The organism is Microcoleus sp. PH2017_34_RAT_O_A, from assembly GCF_020737885.1.
In the GTDB taxonomy this organism is placed as follows: Bacteria; Cyanobacteriota; Cyanobacteriia; order Cyanobacteriales; family Microcoleaceae; genus Microcoleus.
In genome coordinates, this window is the sequence record NZ_JAEQDD010000060.1 from 1 (window position 1) to 22,026 (window position 22,026).

Annotated in this window: 15 protein-coding genes; 2 read left to right on the top strand and 13 right to left on the bottom strand. The window is 44.6% G+C overall.

The window, feature by feature from the left end:
* Positions 1-422: 422 nt before the first annotated feature.
* Positions 423-1,910 (bottom strand): serine/threonine-protein kinase, encoded by a 1,488-nt coding sequence (locus JGK11_RS19960; RefSeq protein ID WP_293179797.1) that lies wholly within the window; start codon positions 1,908-1,910, stop codon positions 423-425.
* A gap of 337 nt (positions 1,911-2,247) precedes the next feature.
* On the opposite strand from JGK11_RS19960, the gene JGK11_RS19965 reads away from it, so the two are divergent.
* Positions 2,248-4,641 carry an ATP-binding cassette domain-containing protein gene (locus tag JGK11_RS19965; RefSeq protein WP_293193055.1) on the top strand — a complete coding sequence of 798 codons (2,394 nt, stop codon included), beginning with the start codon at positions 2,248-2,250 and terminating at the stop codon, positions 4,639-4,641.
* Positions 4,642-4,752: 111 nt separating this feature from the next.
* On the opposite strand, the gene JGK11_RS19970 is transcribed toward JGK11_RS19965, so the two are convergent.
* From JGK11_RS19970 to JGK11_RS20020, 11 genes are all read right to left on the bottom strand, one after another.
* Positions 4,753-6,633: an SUMF1/EgtB/PvdO family nonheme iron enzyme gene (locus tag JGK11_RS19970; protein ID WP_293179791.1), complete on the bottom strand. Its 1,881-nt coding sequence runs from the start codon at positions 6,631-6,633 to the stop codon at positions 4,753-4,755.
* Positions 6,634-6,637: 4 nt separating this feature from the next.
* Positions 6,638-7,120 (bottom strand): hypothetical protein, encoded by a 483-nt coding sequence (locus JGK11_RS19975; protein ID WP_293207661.1) that lies wholly within the window; start codon positions 7,118-7,120, stop codon positions 6,638-6,640.
* Between the two features lie 365 nt (positions 7,121-7,485).
* Positions 7,486-9,543, bottom strand: a complete 2,058-nt coding sequence (gene nrdJ, locus JGK11_RS19980; RefSeq protein WP_293212579.1) for a ribonucleoside-triphosphate reductase, adenosylcobalamin-dependent — start codon at positions 9,541-9,543, stop codon at positions 7,486-7,488.
* 244 nt (positions 9,544-9,787) lie between these two features.
* Positions 9,788-11,032, bottom strand: coding sequence for a ribonucleoside-triphosphate reductase, adenosylcobalamin-dependent (nrdJ, locus tag JGK11_RS19985; RefSeq protein ID WP_293179785.1), 1,245 nt, complete (start codon positions 11,030-11,032; stop codon positions 9,788-9,790).
* A gap of 208 nt (positions 11,033-11,240) precedes the next feature.
* Complete coding sequence (locus JGK11_RS19990) at positions 11,241-11,528, bottom strand: hypothetical protein (RefSeq protein ID WP_293179815.1); 288 nt, start codon at positions 11,526-11,528, stop codon at positions 11,241-11,243.
* A 232-nt stretch (positions 11,529-11,760) separates the two neighbouring features.
* Complete coding sequence (locus tag JGK11_RS19995) at positions 11,761-13,950, bottom strand: DUF4394 domain-containing protein (protein WP_293193051.1); 2,190 nt, start codon at positions 13,948-13,950, stop codon at positions 11,761-11,763.
* Between the two features lie 451 nt (positions 13,951-14,401).
* Positions 14,402-16,177 carry a leucine-rich repeat domain-containing protein gene (locus JGK11_RS20000; protein ID WP_293179779.1) on the bottom strand — a complete coding sequence of 592 codons (1,776 nt, stop codon included), beginning with the start codon at positions 16,175-16,177 and terminating at the stop codon, positions 14,402-14,404.
* 114 nt (positions 16,178-16,291) lie between these two features.
* Positions 16,292-16,864 (bottom strand): hypothetical protein, encoded by a 573-nt coding sequence (locus tag JGK11_RS20005; RefSeq protein WP_293179776.1) that lies wholly within the window; start codon positions 16,862-16,864, stop codon positions 16,292-16,294.
* A 7-nt stretch (positions 16,865-16,871) separates the two neighbouring features.
* Positions 16,872-17,306 carry a hypothetical protein gene (locus JGK11_RS20010; RefSeq protein WP_293179773.1) on the bottom strand — a complete coding sequence of 145 codons (435 nt, stop codon included), beginning with the start codon at positions 17,304-17,306 and terminating at the stop codon, positions 16,872-16,874.
* A gap of 45 nt (positions 17,307-17,351) precedes the next feature.
* Positions 17,352-18,392, bottom strand: coding sequence for an ABC transporter permease (locus JGK11_RS20015; RefSeq protein ID WP_293147311.1), 1,041 nt, complete (start codon positions 18,390-18,392; stop codon positions 17,352-17,354).
* 268 nt (positions 18,393-18,660) lie between these two features.
* On the bottom strand, positions 18,661-19,173 hold the full coding sequence (locus JGK11_RS20020; RefSeq protein ID WP_293212581.1) for an adenine phosphoribosyltransferase: 513 nt from the start codon (positions 19,171-19,173) through the stop codon (positions 18,661-18,663).
* 196 nt (positions 19,174-19,369) lie between these two features.
* On the opposite strand from JGK11_RS20020, the gene JGK11_RS20025 reads away from it, so the two are divergent.
* Positions 19,370-20,536, top strand: a complete 1,167-nt coding sequence (locus tag JGK11_RS20025) for a pyridoxal phosphate-dependent aminotransferase (protein WP_293179767.1) — start codon at positions 19,370-19,372, stop codon at positions 20,534-20,536.
* Positions 20,537-20,707: 171 nt separating this feature from the next.
* Here JGK11_RS20025 and JGK11_RS20030 read toward each other — a convergent pair whose 3' ends face one another.
* On the bottom strand, positions 20,708-21,481 hold the full coding sequence (locus JGK11_RS20030) for an RNA polymerase sigma factor SigF (protein ID WP_293179764.1): 774 nt from the start codon (positions 21,479-21,481) through the stop codon (positions 20,708-20,710).
* Between the last annotated feature and the right edge of the window lie 545 nt (positions 21,482-22,026).

Here is a 22,026-nt window from a genome sequence, read left to right on the forward strand (position 1 = left end):
TCGGATTCGACCTGTTCTGTCAGCCATGACGGAATTGCGATCGTTACATCTCCAGCATTGCACAGCTATGTTGAGAAATGTTCAGCGTAAAAGAATCAGTATTTCATATTAATTCTGGTTTTACCGGAATGATTAAACCGCAGAGGCCGCAGAGGACACAGAGGGAGAGGATAGAGAGATGAATCATTCTGATGAAGAGTGGATTTGATATGAAGGAGTGCAAAAAGTATTTTTTTTAACAGTGCGATCGTCTCCGGTCGCGATTGTTATACCATTTATCTGAAGTTGTACAATACTCTTCGACCCCCCCTAGCCCCCCCCTTGTTAAAGGGGGGAACAAGAATATTGTTATTTCGTTGAAAATTGGTATTAGACTCGCGATCCTAGAATCAGGACTAAAGTCCTTACTACAAACAACTGAATTAGTTAATCTCAAAGGAATTCATCATATTTTCAGCCGTTTTCAAATAGTCCGAATACTCTGATTTCTCCGCAGTGTAAGTAATCACGTAAGCTTTATTATTCATCAACGTCCAAGTTTGCATTTTTTTGGTATTGGTTTGTCCGTCTTTATCATCAAAAACAACTGTATAACCTCGATGATTAGCAATCGTTTTAGGATTTTCTTCTAAAATTTTAACATCAGTAAAATTTGTTTTAATTTGCTTGAGAGACGATTGATTGTATTCATCGAGAGACATCGGTTTTGGCAAATCTTCTATGCTGACAGTAATTTGTTCTTGATAAGCATCAGCGGTGTTCTTTTTGGGGGCTATGAATACAACCACATCGTTAATTACTGGATTTTGTAACTCTTGTTTTTCCCACTTTTCAGGGTATTTGATTTTAAACTGATGGGTCGAACTTTGATAACTTAATAAATTTTCAACTTGAGTTTTAGAGAAATGTTGGATTGCGAAGGCGGAAATGGCGATCGCCCCAGCAACTCCGAGTCCCATTAAAGCCGGCTTCCATCCCAAAGCAAATCTACGAGTTCTGCGATCGGGAGATGGCGATGGCGGGCGATCGCTCAGTTTACCAAGTCGCTGCAAAAGAACTTGAGTATCTTTTGGCCTGTCTTTCGGAAAATAAGCCATCAAATCATCAATCAAATCTGCTAGCGGCTTCGATGTTTGAGTCGCCACATTCCGCCAAATCAATTTACCCGATCGCGGATCTTCCTGCAAATTTCTCGGTTCTTGAGCCGTCAGCAAATACACAAAATTCCGGCCCAAAGCAAAAAAATCAGAACGTGGCTCAGCCTTGCCCTTTTTTTGTTCTTCGGGAGTGTAACCCATCGAAGAAATGCGAGTTACTTCTCCAGTTGCTCTCTGAATAGTTTCTGTAACTTCCCGCACCGCCCCAAAATCAATTAATACTAATTTTCCGTTCGACCGGCACATGACATTTTGCGGCTTAATATCTCGGTGAAAATAATTTTGATTGTGAACGAGATTCAATATTTCCGTCAGTTGTGTCAACCAGTCAATAGCTAGTTCCGAAGAAATAGGTTGGTAATTATGAGCTTCCAACCACTGCTGCAAATTTTTACCTTCAATTTTCTCCATCACCAGACAGTGCAAAGATTTATCAGTACCCTTAACTCTGAAAGTAAAATAGCCTTCAGATTCAACTGTCGGGAGTCCCGGATGCTTCAGCCGCTGCAAAACGTGAGCTTCTCTCTGAAAAAGTTCCACACCTAGAGTATCGTTGTTCATCAGAACTTTCAACACTTTCTGAGTACCGTCTCTGTCTCTGACTGCAAAAGTTTTACCAAATCCTCCTTGTCCCAAAACAGCAATTACCCGATAGCGTGCGTTGATTAGCAACTCAGATCCGCAAGTTTGGCAAAAATTGATAGTGTCAAGATTTTCTGGATGGCGGCAGTTGGGATTAATGCAGTAGCTCATGGTATGGAGGAATTAGCTTGGTAGAAATAGTATCTCGTGCCAAAGCAGCTTCCTGAAAGCTATCCGAATTGGGGATAGCTTGGAATTAGTGCGGTGCTTGTCAGCATTGATTATTAAACATGATATAACATTACTCATGTTTTGAATACTGAATGAGAGAATCTCATTTTTGTAAAAAGCATTTTTTTGTTGGAGTGCGAGCTGGGACGCTCGGGAGTCTTATATCACCTGTGCGATCGGGGACGATCGCACTAAAAAAGCTGGCACGCTGGATGCTGGGTACTAAATTCTCGCACAATCTAAAATCTAAAATCTAAAATCTAAAATCTAAAATCATATGACAGGTCAAACCCATAAGAAAACAAACTTAATCGCCAGCCCCTATTTAGAAATCGACTATCAAGGCGAAGTGGTACGCTTGGAACTGACCAAGACTGAACACGTACTGGGACGAAATCCCCAACAAGCTGACTTGCTGGTTCCCAAAGATTGGGAGAAGCTGTCGAGATGTCAAGCGATTTTGCGCCAAGAAGGGGACGACTATCGCATCTATGACGGCGACGGCCTCAAACCCAGCAGTAGCGGGTTATTTGTGCTTCCGACTGAAACTCCTGTAACTCCGACTCAAGGCTGCGTTTTGCGACACGGAATCGAGTTGCGGATTGGTACGGATTTGAGAAATCCGGTGCGGGTGAGTTATTTCAATCCCGGAAGTCCGGCGCTGGCCGTTTTGGGTTCGCGGGAGTCTGTGTCTCTGCGAAATCGATCGGTCGTCTTGGGGCGCGATCGCACTTCTACGCTAGAGTTAAATTCGCCGATCGTCTCCCGCAGCCATTGTGCGATCGACGCCAACAAACGCGGAGAATACATTCTCACAGACACCAGCGCTAACGGCGTATTTATTAACGGCCAACGCATCCAAAAAACAGCCGTTTTAACCGAAGGCGCCAAAATTCGCATCGGCCCTTTTCTGCTAATTTATCAAAATGAAGAATTAACAGTTATCGATCCGGGAAACGCGATCGGCTTAGAAGCAATTAACTTAAACCGACCTTTTGTCAACGATATTTCCCTAGTAATTGAACCCGGACAGTTAGTGGCGTTAGTCGGAGGAAGCGGCGCGGGGAAATCCACATTAATGCGAACCTTGCTGGGAATTGAAACCACAAATCGTGGCGCCGTTTACGTCAACGGCGACGAATTGCGGAAAAACTTTGAATGCTACAGTTCTTTAATCGGTTACGTGCCTCAGGATGATATAGTCCACGGCGAATTAACAGTTACAGAAGCCCTAACTTACGCAATTAAATTGCGCTTGCCGCCGGATGTCGATGTCGAGCAAGTTTTGACAAAAACTCTGACCGATATTGAGATGTTGGACAAGCGAAAAACCCTTGTAAAAGACCTTAGTGGCGGACAGAGAAAGCGGGTTAGCATCGGCGTCGAATTGCTTGCAGATCCGAAGTTGTTTTTCTTGGACGAACCAACTTCTGGACTAGATCCGGGGCTGGATAAAAAGATGATGGAACTGCTGCGGAATTTGGCAGATAAAGGTCGGACGGTGGTTTTGGTGACGCACGCTACGGCAAATGTCAATTTGTGCGATCGCCTAGTTTTTCTCGGCCGCAACGGCTACCTTTGCTACTTCGGCCCGCCCGCAGATGCTGCAAATTTCTTTGGAGTTCATCAAGCAGACTTTGCCAATATTTATAACGAGTTAGAAATCGGCGAAAAGGTCATCAAAGAATGGGCGAATACCTATCGGAATTCCGCCTATTACCAGCGGTACATAACCGCGCCCTTAAGTCCAAAAGCACCGCAAAAACAAGCACCTCCAGTCAAACTTCCCCAACCCGCCAAAGTTTCCCCAATCAAACAACTGTTTATCCTCGCCGATCGCTATTTCAAGCTAACTTTACGCGACCCAGTTAACGTTGGTTTAGGACTGTTAACTGCTGCTGTTTGCCCGATTTTGCTAGCCGGAATCAAAGATATAGAACCGCTAGTTACCGGAACAGCAGACGATCCAGCGCTGGCTTTTTTAGCTTTGCGAATTTTGTTTGTATTTACATCGGCAGCTATTTGGGTAGGTTTGTCCAGTTCTCTGCAAGAAATTGTCAAAGAATCAGCCGTTTACCAGCGAGAAAGATTGGTGAATTTAGGTTTACTGCCCTATGTCGGTTCCAAGTTTCTGGTGCTGGGAGGATTGGCCTTGTTGCAAACAGTGCTAATGACCGCAGTAATTTTAATTGGTTTTAAACAGCCGTCACCGGATATAATCGCTTGGCCGCTGGGTTTGGGAATTACAGTATTTTTAACGCTGTTGGCTAGCATGAGTTTGGGATTGATGGTATCGGCATTTGTGAAGAATGGCAGTCAGGCCAACAGTGCTTTGCCTTTGCTGTTAGTGCCGCAAATTATTTTTTCGGGAGTCTTGTTCAGTCTGGGAAGTTTGTTTAAAATCGAGAAAATCGGTCAGTATATCTCGTGGTTGACGGTAAGCCGCTGGTCTGTGGGTGCTTACGGTAGCTTGGTTAACGTGAACGCGATGGTGCCAAAGCCGATCGAATTACCCGATCGAACAATCCTACCGCAGTTATTCGAGAAAAGCGCCGTCTACGAACCAACTTGGCAAAACTTAGCCTTGAATTGGGGAATTTTAGGATTGCACGCCGCCGTTTATTTGACCGTAACTTTGCTGTTGCAGAAGCGGAAAGATATTTTCAAATAACGCAGAATATGGTTATATTTTCTTAGTCCCTCTCTGCTGGGACTTTCTTTGAGGTGAAGCGATTTCTAATCGCCAAGGGCAAAAGGGCAAAAGTGTAAAAAGCTAGAAAGTCTACGCAGCCACACACGCAACTCGAAAACCGCGGGCCCAGTAGACATCGTTCGGCGCACTGTGGTCACGAGTAGCCGATTGACAGTTAAAATCACTGTAAAACGAACCACCGCGCATCAGCCGATGATTGTTTGTTCCCGTTTCCCAAGAACTTCCGTCAGTCCGTGCAGCATCATAATTATCATGCCATTTATCGCTGCACCATTCCCAAACATTCCCGTGCATATCGTACAACCCAAAAGCATTGGGGGGAAAACTTCCCACATCTGTGGAGTAGTTTGTGTCATAGTTGACTACTTCTGGAGATATACAGTGACAGGTTTCCCCAAAATGGAATGCGGTTGTTGTACCCGCACGACAGGCGTATTCCCATTCGGCTTCACTCAGTAAGCGATATGTTTTCCTAGTTGTTTGCGACAGTTTCTCACAAAATTTGACAGCATCATACCAGGATACATTTTCTACAGGACGTTTTTCACCTTTAAAGCACGATGGGTTGTTTCTCATAACTGCTTCCCACTGTTCTTGGGTGATGGCGTATTTACCTGCATAAAATGTCGGTACTGTGACTCGATACTGCGGAATTCGATCGCCACTAACTGTGTAGATGTCAGGGGGGCCCATCGTAAATGTGCCGCCGGGAATCTTTACCATTTCTAAGCTGACACCGCGCCCTAGGTTTTCACTAAAGTATTCGGCTTGTCGCTGTTCTGTTTTGACGATCCTTCCCCATTGGTAGAGTGTGATGACTTCAAATTGAAAGGTCTCTGCTGGACTTAGTTTTTCGTCAGCTATGATTTTATTTGGTGTTGGTGGTTGTGCAGCAACACACGCAACCCGAAAACCGTTGAATCTCTCGCCATAGATCGGCTGTTCGCAGCTACGAACAGCCGATCGGCAATTGCTCGGATCGTTGGCCCACGAACCACCGCGCAACATCCGACAATTGTTTCCTGATTCCCAAGAACTTCCGTCAGTCGGTGCACCATCATAATTGTCAAGCCATTTATCGCTGCACCATTCCTCAACATTCCCGTGCATATCGTACAACCCAAAAGCATTGGGGGGAAAACTCCCCACATCTGTGGGTTCGTTTGATTCGGTTATGTAGTTGACTAATTCCGGGGTAATCGTTTCGCCAAAATGAAATGGGGTTGTTGTACCCGCACGACAGGCGTATTCCCATTCCGCTTCACTCAGTAAGCGATATGTTTTCCCAGTTGTTTCCGACAGTTTCTCACAAAATTCGACAGCATCATACCAGGATACACATTCAACAGGAAGTTTTTCACCTTTCAAGTACGATGGGTTGTTTCCCATGACGGCTTCCCACTGTGCTTGAGTGATGGGGTATTTCCCTGCATAAAAAGCTGGTACTGTGACTTGATGCTGCGGGCTTTCGTCATCCTCTCGTCCTGCTTCGTCGTTGGGGGAACCCATCATAAATGTGCCACCGGGAATGTAAACCATTTCCAGTACAATACCATTACCTAAATCTTCTGGAAAAAATCGAGCAAATGACTTACGACGACTGTTTTTTTGTCCATCCGCATCGACTGTGATAACATAAAACCCAAAGAGAGGAAAATGGTTTTGTAAACATTGTTTTATATTCTCCTCATCCCGATCTTTCAGCAGTAAAAAAGCAGCAGATTTCACCTGCATTGACTCATCCTGCAATGCTCCAAGTATCAAATCTAAGCCTGCTTCCCCATATTTGGGCGCTTCGGAGAGTGCGGCGATTCTAACTTCGATCGCGGACGAGGCTAAGCGGCGTTTAACGCCGGCGATGCCTCCGAGTACAGCAGCATTGACCGGAATTGAATTTTGACCGCCCTTGACGGCATCGTATTCTCTAGGTTTATTTTGATTGTCAGACATAATTTCAACCAGGTACTTTTGCGAGTTTGTCGGGTTGCAAGGTCGGCATCGCGAGCAATTCCTCAACGGAGAAAGGTTGGGGTTGAGGAATTGCAGCTTCAGCATCCATGAGTTCTTTGATTTTCTCAAAAATCAAAACAGTTTCTGTTTCTCCGTCAGTTAGTTGATCGTAAAAATTAGGTATGGAGAACCAATGTTCAAAAGCAATCTCTAACAAACCGTTAGTTGCTAATTGCACTTGCCAGTACCGAGAATATCTGGCATCAACTATCTCAAATAATGGGGCCGGATTCTCTAGAGGATAATAAGTATAGCGCTCATCGCAAATATAGTACGATAAATTTCCTTGCCATTGGGAGATAGCATAGACAGTATACTCTTTACCGACTATCAATTTAAATTCAGTTTCTTTGGTAATGTCTAGCGGTGGATTTAGATAATTTTCCGGCAGGTCAGCTCCTTTGTTGGCAATACAGCGAATTTTCATATTCTAAAAAACAGGCTAGTTTTAATTGTACGATCGGGCTGTTATATCATTTCCGTTTAATTCAGAATTGTAAATGAGTTCTTTCTTTTCTAGTGATATCATGTCCGATCGATTGACCACGATCTTGTAGGGGCGGGTTCACCAACAATATTTGCCAAAAACCGACAATTTCAAAAACCCGCCCCGGCTTATATATTATGCGCGATTTATCGGACACGATCTGACAATTATTCGTTGGGTGGGGGCGGGTTTACGAGATTGTTACTTTTAGGCAATTATGGTTGGTGAACCCGCCCCTACGATTTTGTCAACCTGAAATTAAACATAAAAAATCCCCCATTTTTGGGGGATTTAATAAAAGGCGATTACATAGTCTTAGTCTCAGGCATCAAACACTTATCGGAATCGCAGCCCGCAGGCCCTGAATCCATCATTTCACCCAAGTCATAACGACTCAGTGCCACCTGAAAAACATCAATTTGACGACGCACTAAAACGTCTTTCAACATCGTCTCGTAAGTTACCTTTTCAATCGGTTCAAAGGGCAAACGTGGGAAAGTTTCAAGGGCATCAAACCGGGACAAAAGTGCGGCGGAAATGTAGCCTTCGTCATCGCGAATCGCTTCGTAAATCCGCGTACCCAAACTTTCAACTTCATTTTCCCGCAACTCAATCGTCGCGCTGGTGTTGTGCCGCACGTAGAACTTTTGCACTTGCATATAAAAGTCCATTTGTGCCGCTGCTGAGAATTTGTTGATCTCAATTTCATCAGCACCGGGCAAATCTGCCCAACTGACAGCAACGGGTATTTCTACCAGCCATTCCGTACAGCGTTCGTCGAAGGGATTGTTCAGCAAATTGCCGTTTTCGTCTTTGTCAGATTGAGACGGAATTACGTTGTATCCGTAGTCGATGCAGGCGAGGGCTACAGGGTCGTTTTTGCCGAAAGTGATTCGGCGAATGAAACGCTGGGATTTGGGGGGATGCCAGCCGGGAGAAGCACCTGTCAGTAGAGATTTTGTACCCGATGGTTGGACGGTTGTGCAGCGATTGGGGCGTTTCAATGAATGCCGATCGCAATAATCCCATACTACGCGATCGACAATTTCCCGCCAACCAGTCAAATACTCTTCTTCCCGCTGTTTAAACGCAATTCCCTGTGCAGTTTGCGGGCGACCTTCCACCCACCAGCGCAGCCACTCAACGCCAAAAGCATGAACGAAGAAATCGAATAATCCCGTGAAAGATACGCCGACAATCGGGTCTAATTCGCGGCTATATTGATAGCGAGGTTCGCTAAATTTGTGATTGAGAAGTACCGCGACAGATAAACCTGCGGCGGTGAAAGCTTCTTCTTGTTCTTTGAAGTTGTAAGGGTCGATTTGATTGAGGTGAACCTCAGAAAGATTACAGTTTCCAGTTAGGGTATTGCCGAAAACTCCCTTATGAAACTCTGGTTCATTGAAACAGTAAGTATCATGCAATCCTGGTAATTCTTCGACACTTCTGACAACTTGCCATTTACCTTTACCTTTAGCCTTCGTCCCTTTGCTCACATCTAACCGCTGACAAGGAATTTCACCACAGTCAGTAATTTGCAAGTAGTACAAATCCCGGCTTCGGACACCGTAATTAGTGACTGATCCTTGATGAGCACAAAGATTTAGCGATGAGCTAATGCCACACTTGGTCAAAAGTAACTGAACTCTGAAAGCCCGATCGCGATCGGAAAGATAAATTCTGATACCATTACTATTGGTATTCGATCCATCCGTATCAGCTAATCCAGCAATAAAATGTAAAATTGCTTGCCGATTCCAGCTCGCAATTACATTTAGTGCTTCCGGGTTAACTTTCAAACTTTTCAGAAATTCTCCAGAAAAGCTCAAGTTAGTTACATCTGTAAAAGCAGGTAAATAGTCATAGTTTCTTTCAGGCGACTTATTTCCTGCTACTGACAATGCCATTTTGCCTTCGTAAAGTCGAACTTTTGCATTGTCATTTTGGTCTGTAGTTCCATCTCCTACAGCCATACCCAAAGTGTAAGCATAACCTGAATCGATATTCATGCCATCTTCGTACTGAATTGTAAAAGGTTCAGTATGAATGCTATATCGACTTGTATCCATCAAGTCTTTGGTTTGAACTTCTTGGTAAACTTTACCAAAGCGATCCTTGACAAAGAAACGATGATATTCTGTGGCATCTAGATAACTACCATCAGCAAACTTTACACGGTAAAGTTTGCGTCGTCCAACCTTGGTATTACTCGCTGTCTGAAATGGTGTGACGGAGCTCCATCTTTGACCATTCCAAATTTCGATTTCACTTCCAACAACATCCTTTATTTGATGTAGTCCGTCTTTAGTAATTAGCAAAGTGTCGCCACTGACACAGTGGAAGTTAGAGCCAATAATTTCCATTTTTGTTATCCTAAAGGCTTTTTATCCTCTAGTTCTACAGATTCCATTTTATCTGTAGCTCGGCGTACTTTTTCATTTACTTTAGTTATAAATGCCCCGCACTCTTGCCAGGATTATGTTCTTCAATTAAGAAGGTTCACCTGGTACGCTCTACGGTGGTAAAGGATTTTTAATTCCCTTACTTACCTCGGAATTAACATCTCAGTCTTCTCCGAATTTGCGAGGTTTTTAACGTGAGGCAAAATTACTTACCACACGGGTTTAAGCCCAAACGGACTGACCGATGCTCTAATTCTTCCGCAGTCATGTCAGGATAGCGTTCCTGCAACCACTGTTTAGCTTTTCCTTCGTCGTAAGCTTTCAAGAACTCAATTTTAAGACTAGGTGTTGAAAGTAAATCAACGTTAGCTCTAGCTACAGCTTCACCAGCCCATTGTATTGCGCCTTCACCAGAATAATACTGTTTGCGAACAGCATCAATACATTCTTCTAATGTCGGTTTGGAATGAAAAACACGGGTATGGTTGGCCATGCGAAGAGCATCGCGTTCTGGATCTATTTTCCAGTTGCCTTGATCGTCTTGTTGCCACAAGTTGTTTTTAGCATTTGCTCCCAGTTCGTCATCAAAAGTAAACTGACGAATTCCGGCGGATCTCCGAATATTACCAGCCACAATTGTGACCGCAGCTTCATCTATCAATACGCAGCATTCAACTGAATTCAACTGCCGTCCGAAAGCTTTATTCAAAATTGCTGAGCAACGTTGATAAAGGTCAGGCAATTTGACTGGATTTGCGACTCCACCAAAACCTTTTAAAGGCTCTCCCACGGGGCGGACATCGCTCAAATCGATGTAAACTTGAACTTCTCCGGCAAATCTTTCATCTGTGGACAATTCCAACAAAGCTTGATAGGATTTCACCCAACCTTGACGGGAATCTCCGACATAAATAGTTGCGGTTTTTTCAGCTATTTTTACTTCGGTTTCTTGACGGCGCAATTCAGCGGGTGTAGAGCCGATTTCACCTTGCATTGTCACGGTTAAGCGGTTGCTAATCGGTGGCAATTGGTTGATGTATTTGGGTTCCAAAACTGCACCGGTGCCGCAGCCCATCATTGCCAAATCCATCAACAAGCCAAAGGCCCGCCAGTCGATAATATTGGTTGAGGAGCAATTATAGGCGCCGGAAAAGTTCTCTGGTTGCTCAATCCAGTTGCTACCGCCCACCCACAGCCAGCGGCCGGAAGCGAGGGTTTTGAGCTCGTTTTGCATCCGGTGTAGGAGCTGTGTTTCTTCGGAGGTGAGGTTTCCGAGCGATGCCAAGCCCTTGACGGTTCGATCGCACACATCGGCCCAAGTCTCCCTTCCCGTGTCGGTACGACGGCTGTACGTCCTGAAAAATACTGGATTGGCTGCGGGTGCTGTTTCGGGGAAATCGGACAGGTGACGTTTCTCGCGGGCACTCGATCGCTCTAATTCTCGAACCATAGGTTGTGTACTGACGTGTCGGAATATATCAACAGACTATGAATATACAACAGGATTCAGATTTAGGGTAAAACCTTGACAAATTTGACAATTTGCACTAAATATGGGGCTTCGGACTCGGGAAGGTCGATCGGGCGATCGCCTCAAAACTTCAGCAAAAAACCCGATTTCTGCTAGAAAACGGGTGAAGCGCAAATCTTGTCAATTGTCAATTCTTTGTCAATAAAAACTCAATATTCGGTAACAGCGGGTCTTGAACAACCCCCACACCGTTGAATCCCCAACGCTGAAGCAGCGTTTTCACCTGAGAACCGGAAATCGATTCTACCCCAAATCGATCGGCAACATCAGCAGCGTGAGCGTTGAGATAGCTCAAAGCATCATAGTCTTCGCGAAACATCAGCAGGTAACTCACCGCCGAATCAGGGTTGGGACAAGCGCTGATATATTTGCCGTCAGCACGAGAACGCAGTAAGTAAAAAACTTGAGATAACATTTTATCTTTATTGTCAAAATAATATGTTACATCAAATTGGGAATTGGGAATTGGGAATTGGGAATTGCCCAAACGATTAGACTTGCATTGCATAAATCTTTGAACGATCGCGAAACTGGAGATTCCAGGTAGATCGACGCAGATGTTTTCCAGATATGAGAGCGGATAAATGCAATACAAGTCGATTTTAGATTGCCCTAAAGTCAATCTAAAATCGCTTTTAATCTAGCATTTAAATTAAGGTCAGTGCCAAACCTTTAATCGATCGCCCGTCGCCAATTTGACCGACAATGGAAGCTTGACCGGTTGTCAGATTAATATTGTACAAACTCGAAACTCCGCCAACATCGATTGCAGCCAAAGCTGTCTCGTTACCGCCGACACTCCTGAGATCAAAGCCGAGAACGCTAGAAGCATCAATCCCTAAAGATCCGATCGTATTTAATACTCCATTATTCGGCGGATCTTGTCTCACCAAAACATCCAAATTGCTGTCAATTACAAACAGAGTTGTCGAAGTCGCCCCGGCAAAGTTATTCACATAGGCAGCCCCGGCGCCTACGGGAGGATTGTTAAAATTACGATCGCCCGTCGCATAAGTCAAATTGCGATCGAGTTGAATTCCTCCGGTTAACGTGTCAAAATCGACAATTGCCCCCGTATCTGGGTTAATCCGACCGTTTTCTCCCGCTTGATTGACAAACCGAATTCGATCGACTGTGGGATTGAAATCTAAACCGGCAGCCCCCGGAGTCAGCGGTACGGCGAATTGTCCGCTACCGAGTTGACTTGCAGCCCCAGTCACCGGATCGATCGCGTACAATCGATTGCTACTACCTAAACCGTAAAGCAAACCGTTAGCAGGACGAAAATCAATTCCCAGCAAACTTTCTCCCGGCTGCAATCCCGTTACTGCTGTGTCGCTGAGTAAAGTGCGCGGTGCCGCTTCGTTAAAACCGACGATTCTTTCGGCGCCATTTCTGACAGTTAAGGCGTAAGCTGTAGGCAAAGGCAATGCCAAACCGTTAATCTGTCTTCCGTCGGCAATTCTACCAGTAAAAGAAGCTTGACCGGTACTTAAATTAATGTTGTACAAGCCCGAAATTCCCCCGACTTCTAGCGCGGCCACTGCGACATCGCGGCCGCCAATACTTCTGATATCAAAGCCGAGAATGCTAGTTGCATCAACTCCCAAAGATCCGATCGTATTTAACACTCCATTATTCGGCGGATCTTGTCTCACCAAAACATCTGAATTGCTGTCAATTACGAATAGCGTCGTTGAAGTTGCACCCGCAAAGTTATTCACATAGGCAGCCGCAGCCGCCCCCGGAGTTGTGCCAAAATTGCGATCGCCCGTGGCATACACTAAATTGCGATCGAGTTGAATTCCCCCAGTTAATGTGTCAGAATCTACTATTGCCCCGGTATCTGGATTGAGGCGACCGTTTTGACCCGCTTGATTGACAAACCGAATGCGATCGACTGTCGGATTGAAATCAAAACCCACAGCGCCTTGAGTTAGGGGAACCGCAAACTGCCCGCTACCGACTGAATTTGCTTCCCCCGTTTTCGGATTGACAGTATACAAGCGATTGCTAGAACCCACACCGTAAAGCACGCCATTAGCGGGCCGGTAATCAATTCCCAGCAAACTTTCTCCCGCTTGCAATCCAGTCACAGGCAAATCTGAGATGACACTTCCCGGATTAGCAAGGCTAAAACCGACAATCCGATTATCGGGAGTTAAAGCATAAGCCGTTGTCAGCGCTGGAGGCGGGGGATTGGGAAGAATGCTGCTAATATTAGTAGTGAAATCTGTTTGGTCGATCGCACTTCGATTCACACCTCTGAGAGTAGCGAGAAATTCTCCTGTTACCCGGTCTTGAATCACAGTATCATTTCCGGCTTCCAGAATATTCAAGTCGCCAAAAGAGAGTCCGCCCGCCAAACCGATTAAATCTGTACCGTTTGCAAAATCGGCGATCGCATCAGCATTTCCTAAATTAACACCACCGCTGGTAAGGAAAGGATCGGCAGCAGCATAGCGACTCAAAACAAATACATCACCACCATCTCCGCCGATCAGGATATCAGTATCTCTATCTCCCGACAAAACATCATTGCCAGAGTTGCCAAAAATCAAATCATTATTCTTGCCACCAAATACAAAATCGTTATCTTCACCGCCGTTAACACTGTCGCTGCCTAAATCTCCAAACAGAGAATCTCTTCCAGAACTCCCATCAATCGAATCGCCATCTTTTCCACCAAAAATGCTATCATTTCCAGAATTGCCAGCAATTACGTCATTGCCCGTAAAACCAAAAATAACATCATCTTCAGCAGTGCCTGGGAGCGAGTCTGCTTGTATAGTACCTCTAATGTCTGCCATGATATATTGCACATCTAAATTTGACATTCCCAGTGCCTAAAAGCAGCGGGATTTTCAGTACAAAAAATCGCTAATTCGCAGTACGCGCTAATATTACCGAATTTTTTTAGGCTATAAAAGCGCGTTATTTGATAGTTTGCAGTATAGTCATGACAAGTACAACGCAACTGTAAGCTGCCAAGCTTAAGTTTTTAGCGCTGTGAACTTATGAAATCTTGTACTGCGTTCATTAGTGATATACGCTGAATCTCTAATTTTGGATCTGTACAGTCAGAAATTATTTTTCAATTTTAATCTTAAAGCCTCTGAAGGTGAATTTTATTTGTGTAGCAGCGACAACTATCGATCGGTATAAAGTGGATTATATATGGGGATTTGGCATAATAAAAGGCAGGGGCAATCCCCCAGTTGTCCAGTTGGGGTAGGCACGGGGCACTACCCCTACAAATCTGCATGAATGATTTAGACTTGTTATAGATTAAGTCTGCACGGAAAATTCCTCTGGATCGATACCCCCATTTACCCAGCGAATTGCCTCCCTAGCAGATGTCACATTTGGCGGTACTCTCAAAGCATGAATGAATTCCGTGCTCGGACAAGTCATTTTTAACAAATAAATCGGCTCGACATCCGCATTATCTATTTTTAATAGTGCATATTCCTGCCAACTATCTATTTGTTCTGCTGCCAACTCTTGACAAATGCGATCGTAACCAATTGCTTCAATTAACACTCGCCGAACTTCGGCATTGTCTTCAGATAAAAGCCATTCTGCTTTCCACAAATTGGGATGCACTTGACCGTATTGTTCCGGCAATCTGACACCGTGATAATAGTAAAAATTCCATCCATCCGCAAACTCGATCGCAGGTTCTGCTTCAGCGTGCAAGCGGTTTTCACTGTCAAAGCGCAGGTGGCGGGGGCGATCGCACACCGCGCAAATCTTTTCAAAGGGAAATATAAAACCGCAATGCTCGAAAAGCAGCTTTTGGCAGCGAAGTATTTCTTGTGCCTTTTGGGAAATATTGACGCCTGAAGATATATACAATTCAGTCAAATAGATTTCTTTAAACAAAGTCGTGGGGGTTTCAGGGCAATTAAAACCGAACAAATTATTGGAAAAAACATTCCATATCGTTTGTTTCGATCGCACATAGCTGTCAACCAATTTGTACATTACCGAACTCAGTGTGCTGTCGGCTTCGGGCTCGATTACCATGTGATCGAGCTCATACTCCCATAGATCCGAACTTGCAAATTCTCCCACAGCGGGTATCCATTTCAGGTCTAGATTTTTCCCCAATCTATTGCTGTATTCGTCTGAGCATTTTTGTGAATGGTCGGGTTTGAGCCTGTTGAAGATTTGGGGACAAACGTCGCGGAGACTGCTGCAAATAATAACTTCGGGTTCTTCTAGACCAATAGCGGCATAAGCAACTTTGATGGCTGCTGTGGCTTTTTGAGCATCAATTGGCGTAGTTGAGAGAGTAAGACGTTTCTGTGCGAGTTCGCCTAGCACGCACAGAACGGTAATTTCATTGTTGTCCAGATTAAGTGTTGTCTGATTGGTGAGCGATCGCAAGGCGCTGATGTCGGTAATTTGATTGTTTTCAAGATTCAGTGCTGTCAGATTGGTAAGCGAGCCGAGTAAGCTGATGTCGGTAATTCGATTGCTGTCGAGATCGAGTGTTGTCAGATTGGTGAGCGAGCCGAGGAAGCTGATGTCGCTAATTTTATTGTCGCCGAGATCGAGTGTTGTCAGATTGGTGAGCGAGCCGAGGAAGCTGATGTCGCGAATTTTATTGCCCTTGAGATCGAGTGCTGTCAGATTGGTGAGCGAGCCGAGGAAGCTGATGTCGGTAATTTGATTGCTGTCGAGATCGAGTGTTGTCAGATTGGTGAGCGAGCCGAGGAAGCTGATGTCGGTAATTTGATTGTTGTCGAGATACAGTGTTGTCAGATTGGTGAGCGAGCCGAGGAAGCTGATGTCGGTAATTTGATTGTCGCCGAGATACAGTGTTGTCAGATTGGTGAGCGAGCCGAGGAAGCTGATGTCGGTAATTCTATTGCTGCTGAGATTCAGTGTTGTCATGCTTGAAAGTATCTGCTCCGCTGCTTCAGCGTCATCAGTGCCAGCCTTTTCTAACAACACTTCAACTGTGTGCTTTGCTCCTTCTGAAAGACTGTCAATATGCCTGCACCAGTCGGCAAAGCGACTAAAACTAATTGGCTCGTTTGGTTGTTTTTCTGACATAAAAAACTCCGATATGGGGAATGGGGCATCGGGAATGGGGCATGGAATACCATTAACTGTTCGTATTATGGCTGGTGCAATGAGAAGTTGTTCGGTGATGGTGCGATCGCACTTTTATGGTAATTTATCGCGCAGGAAAAGCCAAGTGTTGAGTTTTTCATCTAAAACATATTTATCACTCTCAGAAAGTGCTGCAATAACTTTCAATCGATTTTTAAGTTTTCTTAACTCGCGAATTTCTGCAATAGGTAGCGTTTTCCAATTAGCAACCTTTTTTTCGACATCTTCCTGCGACTCTTTGATGTTATCCCAAAACCATTCTAAAATTAAGTTAACATCGAGAACAGAATCATCGGAAATTACTTCCTGTTTTTCGATCGCCGCAGCCCGCAACATCATTGAGGAAATCGTAAAAGACTCGCCACTACCTGGTTTTTTGCGATCGGCATCATCGGCTAGAAGATCGTAAATTGCGATCGCGACTTCTGCCCATTTGCGATCGCACAAACCAGAACCATTTTCACCTTTTCGAGCCTTAGCGGAGGAAACATCGGCTAATAATAGCCAGTTAAACCCTTGTGGTTGGGTGGTTTGACCTGAAAATATGTTTTTCACCCAAATCAGTACAGATTCGGCATTTTGTTCGAGAATGCGATCGAGGGATATTGTCGTAGGAGATTGAGTCATAATTTATCTACTCCAAATATTCGATATCAGCATTACTTATATCAACTCCTTGCTGCCTAAAGGCTGTAATTCCTACTTCTAAGCTCTCTGAATTGGGTCTAAAATGCCCGCTGTGATTGCTGATTGTTAGCAAAATATATAAACCGTTGCTGCCGACTATCTCGGCTTCTCCCGCAGCCAAAACAGGCTGACCGCGAGTTATAACCGTATGGTAAATTTCATTGTTAACATCTAAAAATTTCGGAATTACAAGGAGTTCTGGGTTTGTTGTCACTGCCCATTTGACAGTCCCTTCATTAATTATATCGTCAAATCCTGCTTCCCCCACTTTAATGGGTCTGATGCCTAACTCATCTGCCGATCGAAGTTCATCATTTAGCGTCGCGGGGGACTGATTGGAAAAGCGAGGGCTAGGAACATTATTTGAAAATGATTGTGTCACAACAGAATTTAACGAGAATCAAATTTATAGTCAAATATGATTCTATCACTTCAAATCTTCCAATTTAATCCTCGGATCGACAGCCTTCAGCAACAAATCTGCGAACAAATTACCAACAATCAACATCGTAGCGCCCATCATCAAACTCGCCATTACCAAATACAAGTCTTGATTGTTCACCGCTTCCAAAGTCAGCTTACCCAAACCAGGCCAATTAAAGAAAAATTCAGCGATAAACGCACCGCTCAACAAACTAGCAAACTCAAAACCCAACAGCGTAACTAAAGGATTAATCGCATTCCGCAGAGCGTGAATGTAAATTACTCGATTGTCCGGCAAACCTTTAGCTCGTGCTGTGCGGATATAATCTTGACGCAGCACGTCTAACAATTGTCCGCGCATCAATCTTTGTAAACCAGCAAAACCTGTGACGCTGAGGGCGACTGTTGGCAAAATTAAGTGCCAGCAATAATCGAGGATTTGTCCCCACCAAGGTAAGTCTGCATGATCGATGCTCGTCATTCCTCCGACTGGGAAAAGAGGTGAAGTATTCTGAGCAAAAAATAGCAGCAGCAAAGCTGTGATAAAGCTGGGAAAACCCTGGCCTGTGTAGCTGACTACTTGCAAAATGCGATCGACAGTTTTATTCTGATTAACGGCCGCGACAATTCCCAAAGGCAGTGCGATCGCCCAAGTTACAATCAAAGATGCGATCGCCATCAACAACGTCGCCGGTACTCTTTCCCACAGCAGCGACGCTACGGATCGCTGATACACAAAGCTCGTGCCAAAATTCCCCTGTGTCAGAATTTGTTTCAGCCACAGCCCATACTGCACAATCGCTGGTTTATCTAAGCCGAATTGCTGTTCGAGTTGCTTGAGTGTTTCCGGCGAAATCTTCGGATTTTGACTCAAAGTATCTAAGTAATTTCCTGGTGCGAGCTCAATAATTGCAAAACACAGAGCCGATGCTAAGAATAGGGTTAAAAGTGCCTGCAACAGTCGTTTGACAACATAAGTAAATGTCTCGCTGCCAAATAAAGAATTCAACATTCGCCAGTTTCGATTAGATTTAATAGAAGTCATACCATTTTAGATTTTAGATTTTAGATTTTAGATTTTAGATTGAGAATTTGGGATTTTTGATTGATTAATTGTTTGTGAAGCATCGATCGCAGCTCATACGATCCCTATATGTTTGCAGTAATGACAGAAGTCGTGGCTTGCGGGTTTAAGAATGCGGACTAAAGTCCTCACTACAAACCTCTTTTATTACGGTCAATTGATCGGACAATTGACAATTGACAACTGACAACTGACAACTGTCAACTGTCAACTGTCAACTGACTACTGACTAATATTCGACTAGCGAGACGATCGGCACATCCGGCAATTTCTGCCTCCCGCCCAAAGCCAGCAATTCAATCACAAAAGCAAAACCGACAAGCTCGCAGCCCGCTTGCTGCAACAAATTAGCCGTCGCGGCCGCTGTTCCGCCAGTGGCGATCAAATCGTCCACAACCAGCACCCGGCTGCCGGATTTCATCGCATCTCGGTGCATTTCCAGTCGATCGACACCGTACTCCAACTCGTACTCAGCAAAAAGAACTTCTCCAGGCAGTTTTCCCGGTTTGCGGACAGGAATAAAGCCCACTCCCATTTTATAAGCCAAAGGCGTGCCAAAGATAAAGCCCCGCGATTCCATGCCCACCACATAGTCAGCAGACATTTCAGAGCATTTTTCAGCTAAACTGTCAATAGTGTAGCTCAGTCCTTGCGGGTTGCAGAGCAAAGTTGTAATGTCTCGAAACATAATTCCCGGCTTGGGGAAATCAGGAATGTCGCGAATCAGAGATTTGAGATCCATAAGCTTGCAGATCGGCGTTGAGGGTAACGAGGCATCAAAAATGCTACAATCATAACGTCAATCGATTTTAAATTTTAGATTTTAGATTTTAGATTCACTATATGTAAACAAATGTCATAATTTCCTAACGACAGGGTTGAATATCAAGATTTGTCAACCTATGATCTAAAGTCAAAAATATAATATCTAAAATCCAATGATCAAGTTGGCAGCACGAGTGGGTGAGGTTCCTCCTTCCATAACCTTGGCGATCGCAGCTAAGGCAAAAGCTATGAGGGCCGAAGGGATTGATGTATGTAGTTTGAGCACCGGAGAACCCGACTTTGATACCCCCGAACACATTAAAGCGGCGGCAAAGCAAGCTTTGGATGCGGGGAAGACTAAGTACGGCCCGGTGGCTGGGGAAGCGCAGTTGAAAGCTGCGATCGCCCGCAAACTCCGCAACGACAACAATCTCCACTATCAACCGGAAAATATCATTGTCACCAACGGCGGCAAGCACTCCCTCTACAATCTGATGATGGCTCTGATCGAGCCTGGAGATGAAGTAATTATTCCGGCTCCCTACTGGCTCAGCTATCCAGAAATGGTCAAACTCGCCAGCGGTAAGCCCGTAATTGTACGGACAGATGCTTCTACAGGATATAAAATTACACCGGAACAACTGAGTGCAGCGATTACTCCCAAAACCAAGTTATTCGTGCTGAATACGCCTTCTAACCCGACGGGAATGGTGTACACTCCAGCGGAAATTAAAGCGCTGGCCCAGGTGATAGTCGATCGAGATATTTTAGTCGTTTCTGACGAGATTTACGAAAAAATTATATATGACGGCGCCAAACACGTCAGCATCGGTTCCCTGGGCAAAGAAATCTTCGATCGCACCATCATTAGCAGCGGTTTTGCAAAAGGTTACTCAATGACAGGCTGGCGGATTGGCTATTTGGCCGGGCCGATCGAATTAATTAAAGCCACCAGCACCATTCAAGGACACAGTACCTCAAACGTGTGTACTTTTGCACAGTACGGCGCGATCGCAGCTTTGGAAAGCAGCCAAGAGTCTGTGGAAAAAATGCGTCTCGCTTTTGCCGATCGGCGTGAAGTAATATTTGAATTGCTTGAGGCGATCCCTGGAATTAGCTGCATCAAACCAGACGGCGCTTTCTATATGTTTGTCAATATCAGCAAAACTGGAATGACTTCTCTGCAATTTTGTGATGCTTTCTTAGAACAGCATCAAGTAGCAGTTATTCCAGGGATTGCGTTTGGTGCAGACGACCACATTCGCTTGTCTTATGCCACCGATTTAGGCACAATTAAAAAAGCTGTAGAAAGGCTCGATAAATTTGTCCGAAGCATCTAAAAATTAGTCAGTTGTCATTTGTTAGTTGGCAGTAGTCAGTTGGCTGTTGGCGGTTGTCAGCAGTCATTAGTGCGAGCGTCCCCGCTCGCGAACCTTATCATTAGTCAGTAGTCATTAGTAGTAACTGCTTTCCTCTCAACTGTCAACTGTCAACTGTCAACTGTCAACTGTCTAAAGCTGTTTGGTCATAATTTCCTTTAGCAAATCCAGTCCCTTCTTGACTCGCCGAGAAACAGTCACCGCGCTGATACCCAAGCGTTCGGCCGTTTCCTTCTGCGTCAAATCGTACAGAAAAACAAACTCCAATATCTCCCGAGTCCGTTGTTCCAACATCGCCAAAGCTTGCTGTACGCGAATTTGATCCTCTTGCGCCAACTGAAAACTCCGATATTTGCTATCGGGTACCAATTCTCCCAGACAAGTCGCGCCCTCATCTTCATCTTGCACTGGTGCGTCTAAACTTAAAGGCGATCGGTTGAGATGCGCTAACTTAATTTCTTGCCATTCTGCCACAGAAACCTCAAGCACTGCTGCTACTTCAGCATCCGTAGGTTTGCGGTTGAACTGTACCTGCAAATCCTTGATCGCTGCGACAGACTTGCGTTCCAGGGCCAACCAGTGGCGGGGAACTCGCACAGAAGGGCTTTTGTCCCGCAAGTAGTGTTGAATTTCGCCGCGAATGTAGGGAATTGCAAAGGAACTAAAAGCGTGTCCCTTCGAGATATCAAATCGCTCGATCGCCCTAATCAACCCAATACACCCAACTTGCTGCAAATCATCGTAGCTTTCACCGCACTGATTGATCCAGTGGTAAACTTCTTTTCGCACCAGTCCAATATTCAGTTGAACTAACTGATTGCGGACTTCATTCGAGCCAGAATGTTGGTACTCGCGCAACAATTGCAAATTTTCGCTTTTTAGCTCGTTGGGGATTGTGGTAGACATGGTTGCATAAAGGTTGGTAGAGCAGGGGACTGATGTTGCTTTAGACCTAGTTTTTAATCTAGTCTAAAAAAATTAATCTTGCTGTGGTGTAATCCTAGCACTTATATATCTGTGACAGCAGACACACCAGTCAAAATTTGGGACTGTGCATGGATTTGAGGGAATTAGTCAATTTTAAATTTTAGATTTTAAATTTACTCCACAGATTAATTTAGGAGCTTCTATTTGGGTCTAAAATTTGGCGATCGACTTTAAGCGATCGTCAGGGCTTCCGTTTTTGGTCGGGGTCATCCCAGAAGTGTTCAGCAAAATCCGTATTTTACCAGAAAGAATTGGTTGAAAGCCCGCCCGCCTAATCGGGAGAAATTAAAATCAGACTATTCATTACTCCAATCCTCTTACTTCTAGGTAGAGGTCGCTCTTAAACTGTCAACTGTCAACTGTCAACTGTCAACTGTCAACTGTCAATTGAATGATGTTTATTTTTCACACCATATTGTAGTGGCAAATTTGTTTAAACGCAATACTTCAATTAATCAAAAATC

Bases quoted from the DNA above. Each gene is read 5' to 3' on its own strand.
- JGK11_RS20030 (WP_293179764.1), bottom strand. From the start codon at position 21,481: ATGTCTACCACAATCCCCAACGAGCTAAAAAGCGAAAATTTGCAATTG.
- JGK11_RS20025 (WP_293179767.1), top strand. From the start codon at position 19,370: ATGATCAAGTTGGCAGCACGAGTGGGTGAGGTTCCTCCTTCCATAACC.
- JGK11_RS20020 (WP_293212581.1), bottom strand. From the start codon at position 19,173: ATGGATCTCAAATCTCTGATTCGCGACATTCCTGATTTCCCCAAGCCG.
- JGK11_RS19990 (WP_293179815.1), bottom strand. From the start codon at position 11,528: ATGTTATCTCAAGTTTTTTACTTACTGCGTTCTCGTGCTGACGGCAAA.
- JGK11_RS20005 (WP_293179776.1), bottom strand. From the start codon at position 16,864: ATGACTCAATCTCCTACGACAATATCCCTCGATCGCATTCTCGAACAA.
- JGK11_RS19970 (WP_293179791.1), bottom strand. From the start codon at position 6,633: ATGTCTGACAATCAAAATAAACCTAGAGAATACGATGCCGTCAAGGGC.
- JGK11_RS19960 (WP_293179797.1), bottom strand. From the start codon at position 1,910: ATGAGCTACTGCATTAATCCCAACTGCCGCCATCCAGAAAATCTTGAC.
- JGK11_RS19995 (WP_293193051.1), bottom strand. From the start codon at position 13,950: ATGTCAAATTTAGATGTGCAATATATCATGGCAGACATTAGAGGTACT.
- JGK11_RS19975 (WP_293207661.1), bottom strand. From the start codon at position 7,120: ATGAAAATTCGCTGTATTGCCAACAAAGGAGCTGACCTGCCGGAAAAT.
- nrdJ (WP_293212579.1), bottom strand. From the start codon at position 9,543: ATGGAAATTATTGGCTCTAACTTCCACTGTGTCAGTGGCGACACTTTG.
- JGK11_RS20015 (WP_293147311.1), bottom strand. From the start codon at position 18,392: ATGACTTCTATTAAATCTAATCGAAACTGGCGAATGTTGAATTCTTTA.
- JGK11_RS20000 (WP_293179779.1), bottom strand. From the start codon at position 16,177: ATGTCAGAAAAACAACCAAACGAGCCAATTAGTTTTAGTCGCTTTGCC.
- nrdJ (WP_293179785.1), bottom strand. From the start codon at position 11,032: ATGGTTCGAGAATTAGAGCGATCGAGTGCCCGCGAGAAACGTCACCTG.
- JGK11_RS19965 (WP_293193055.1), top strand. From the start codon at position 2,248: ATGACAGGTCAAACCCATAAGAAAACAAACTTAATCGCCAGCCCCTAT.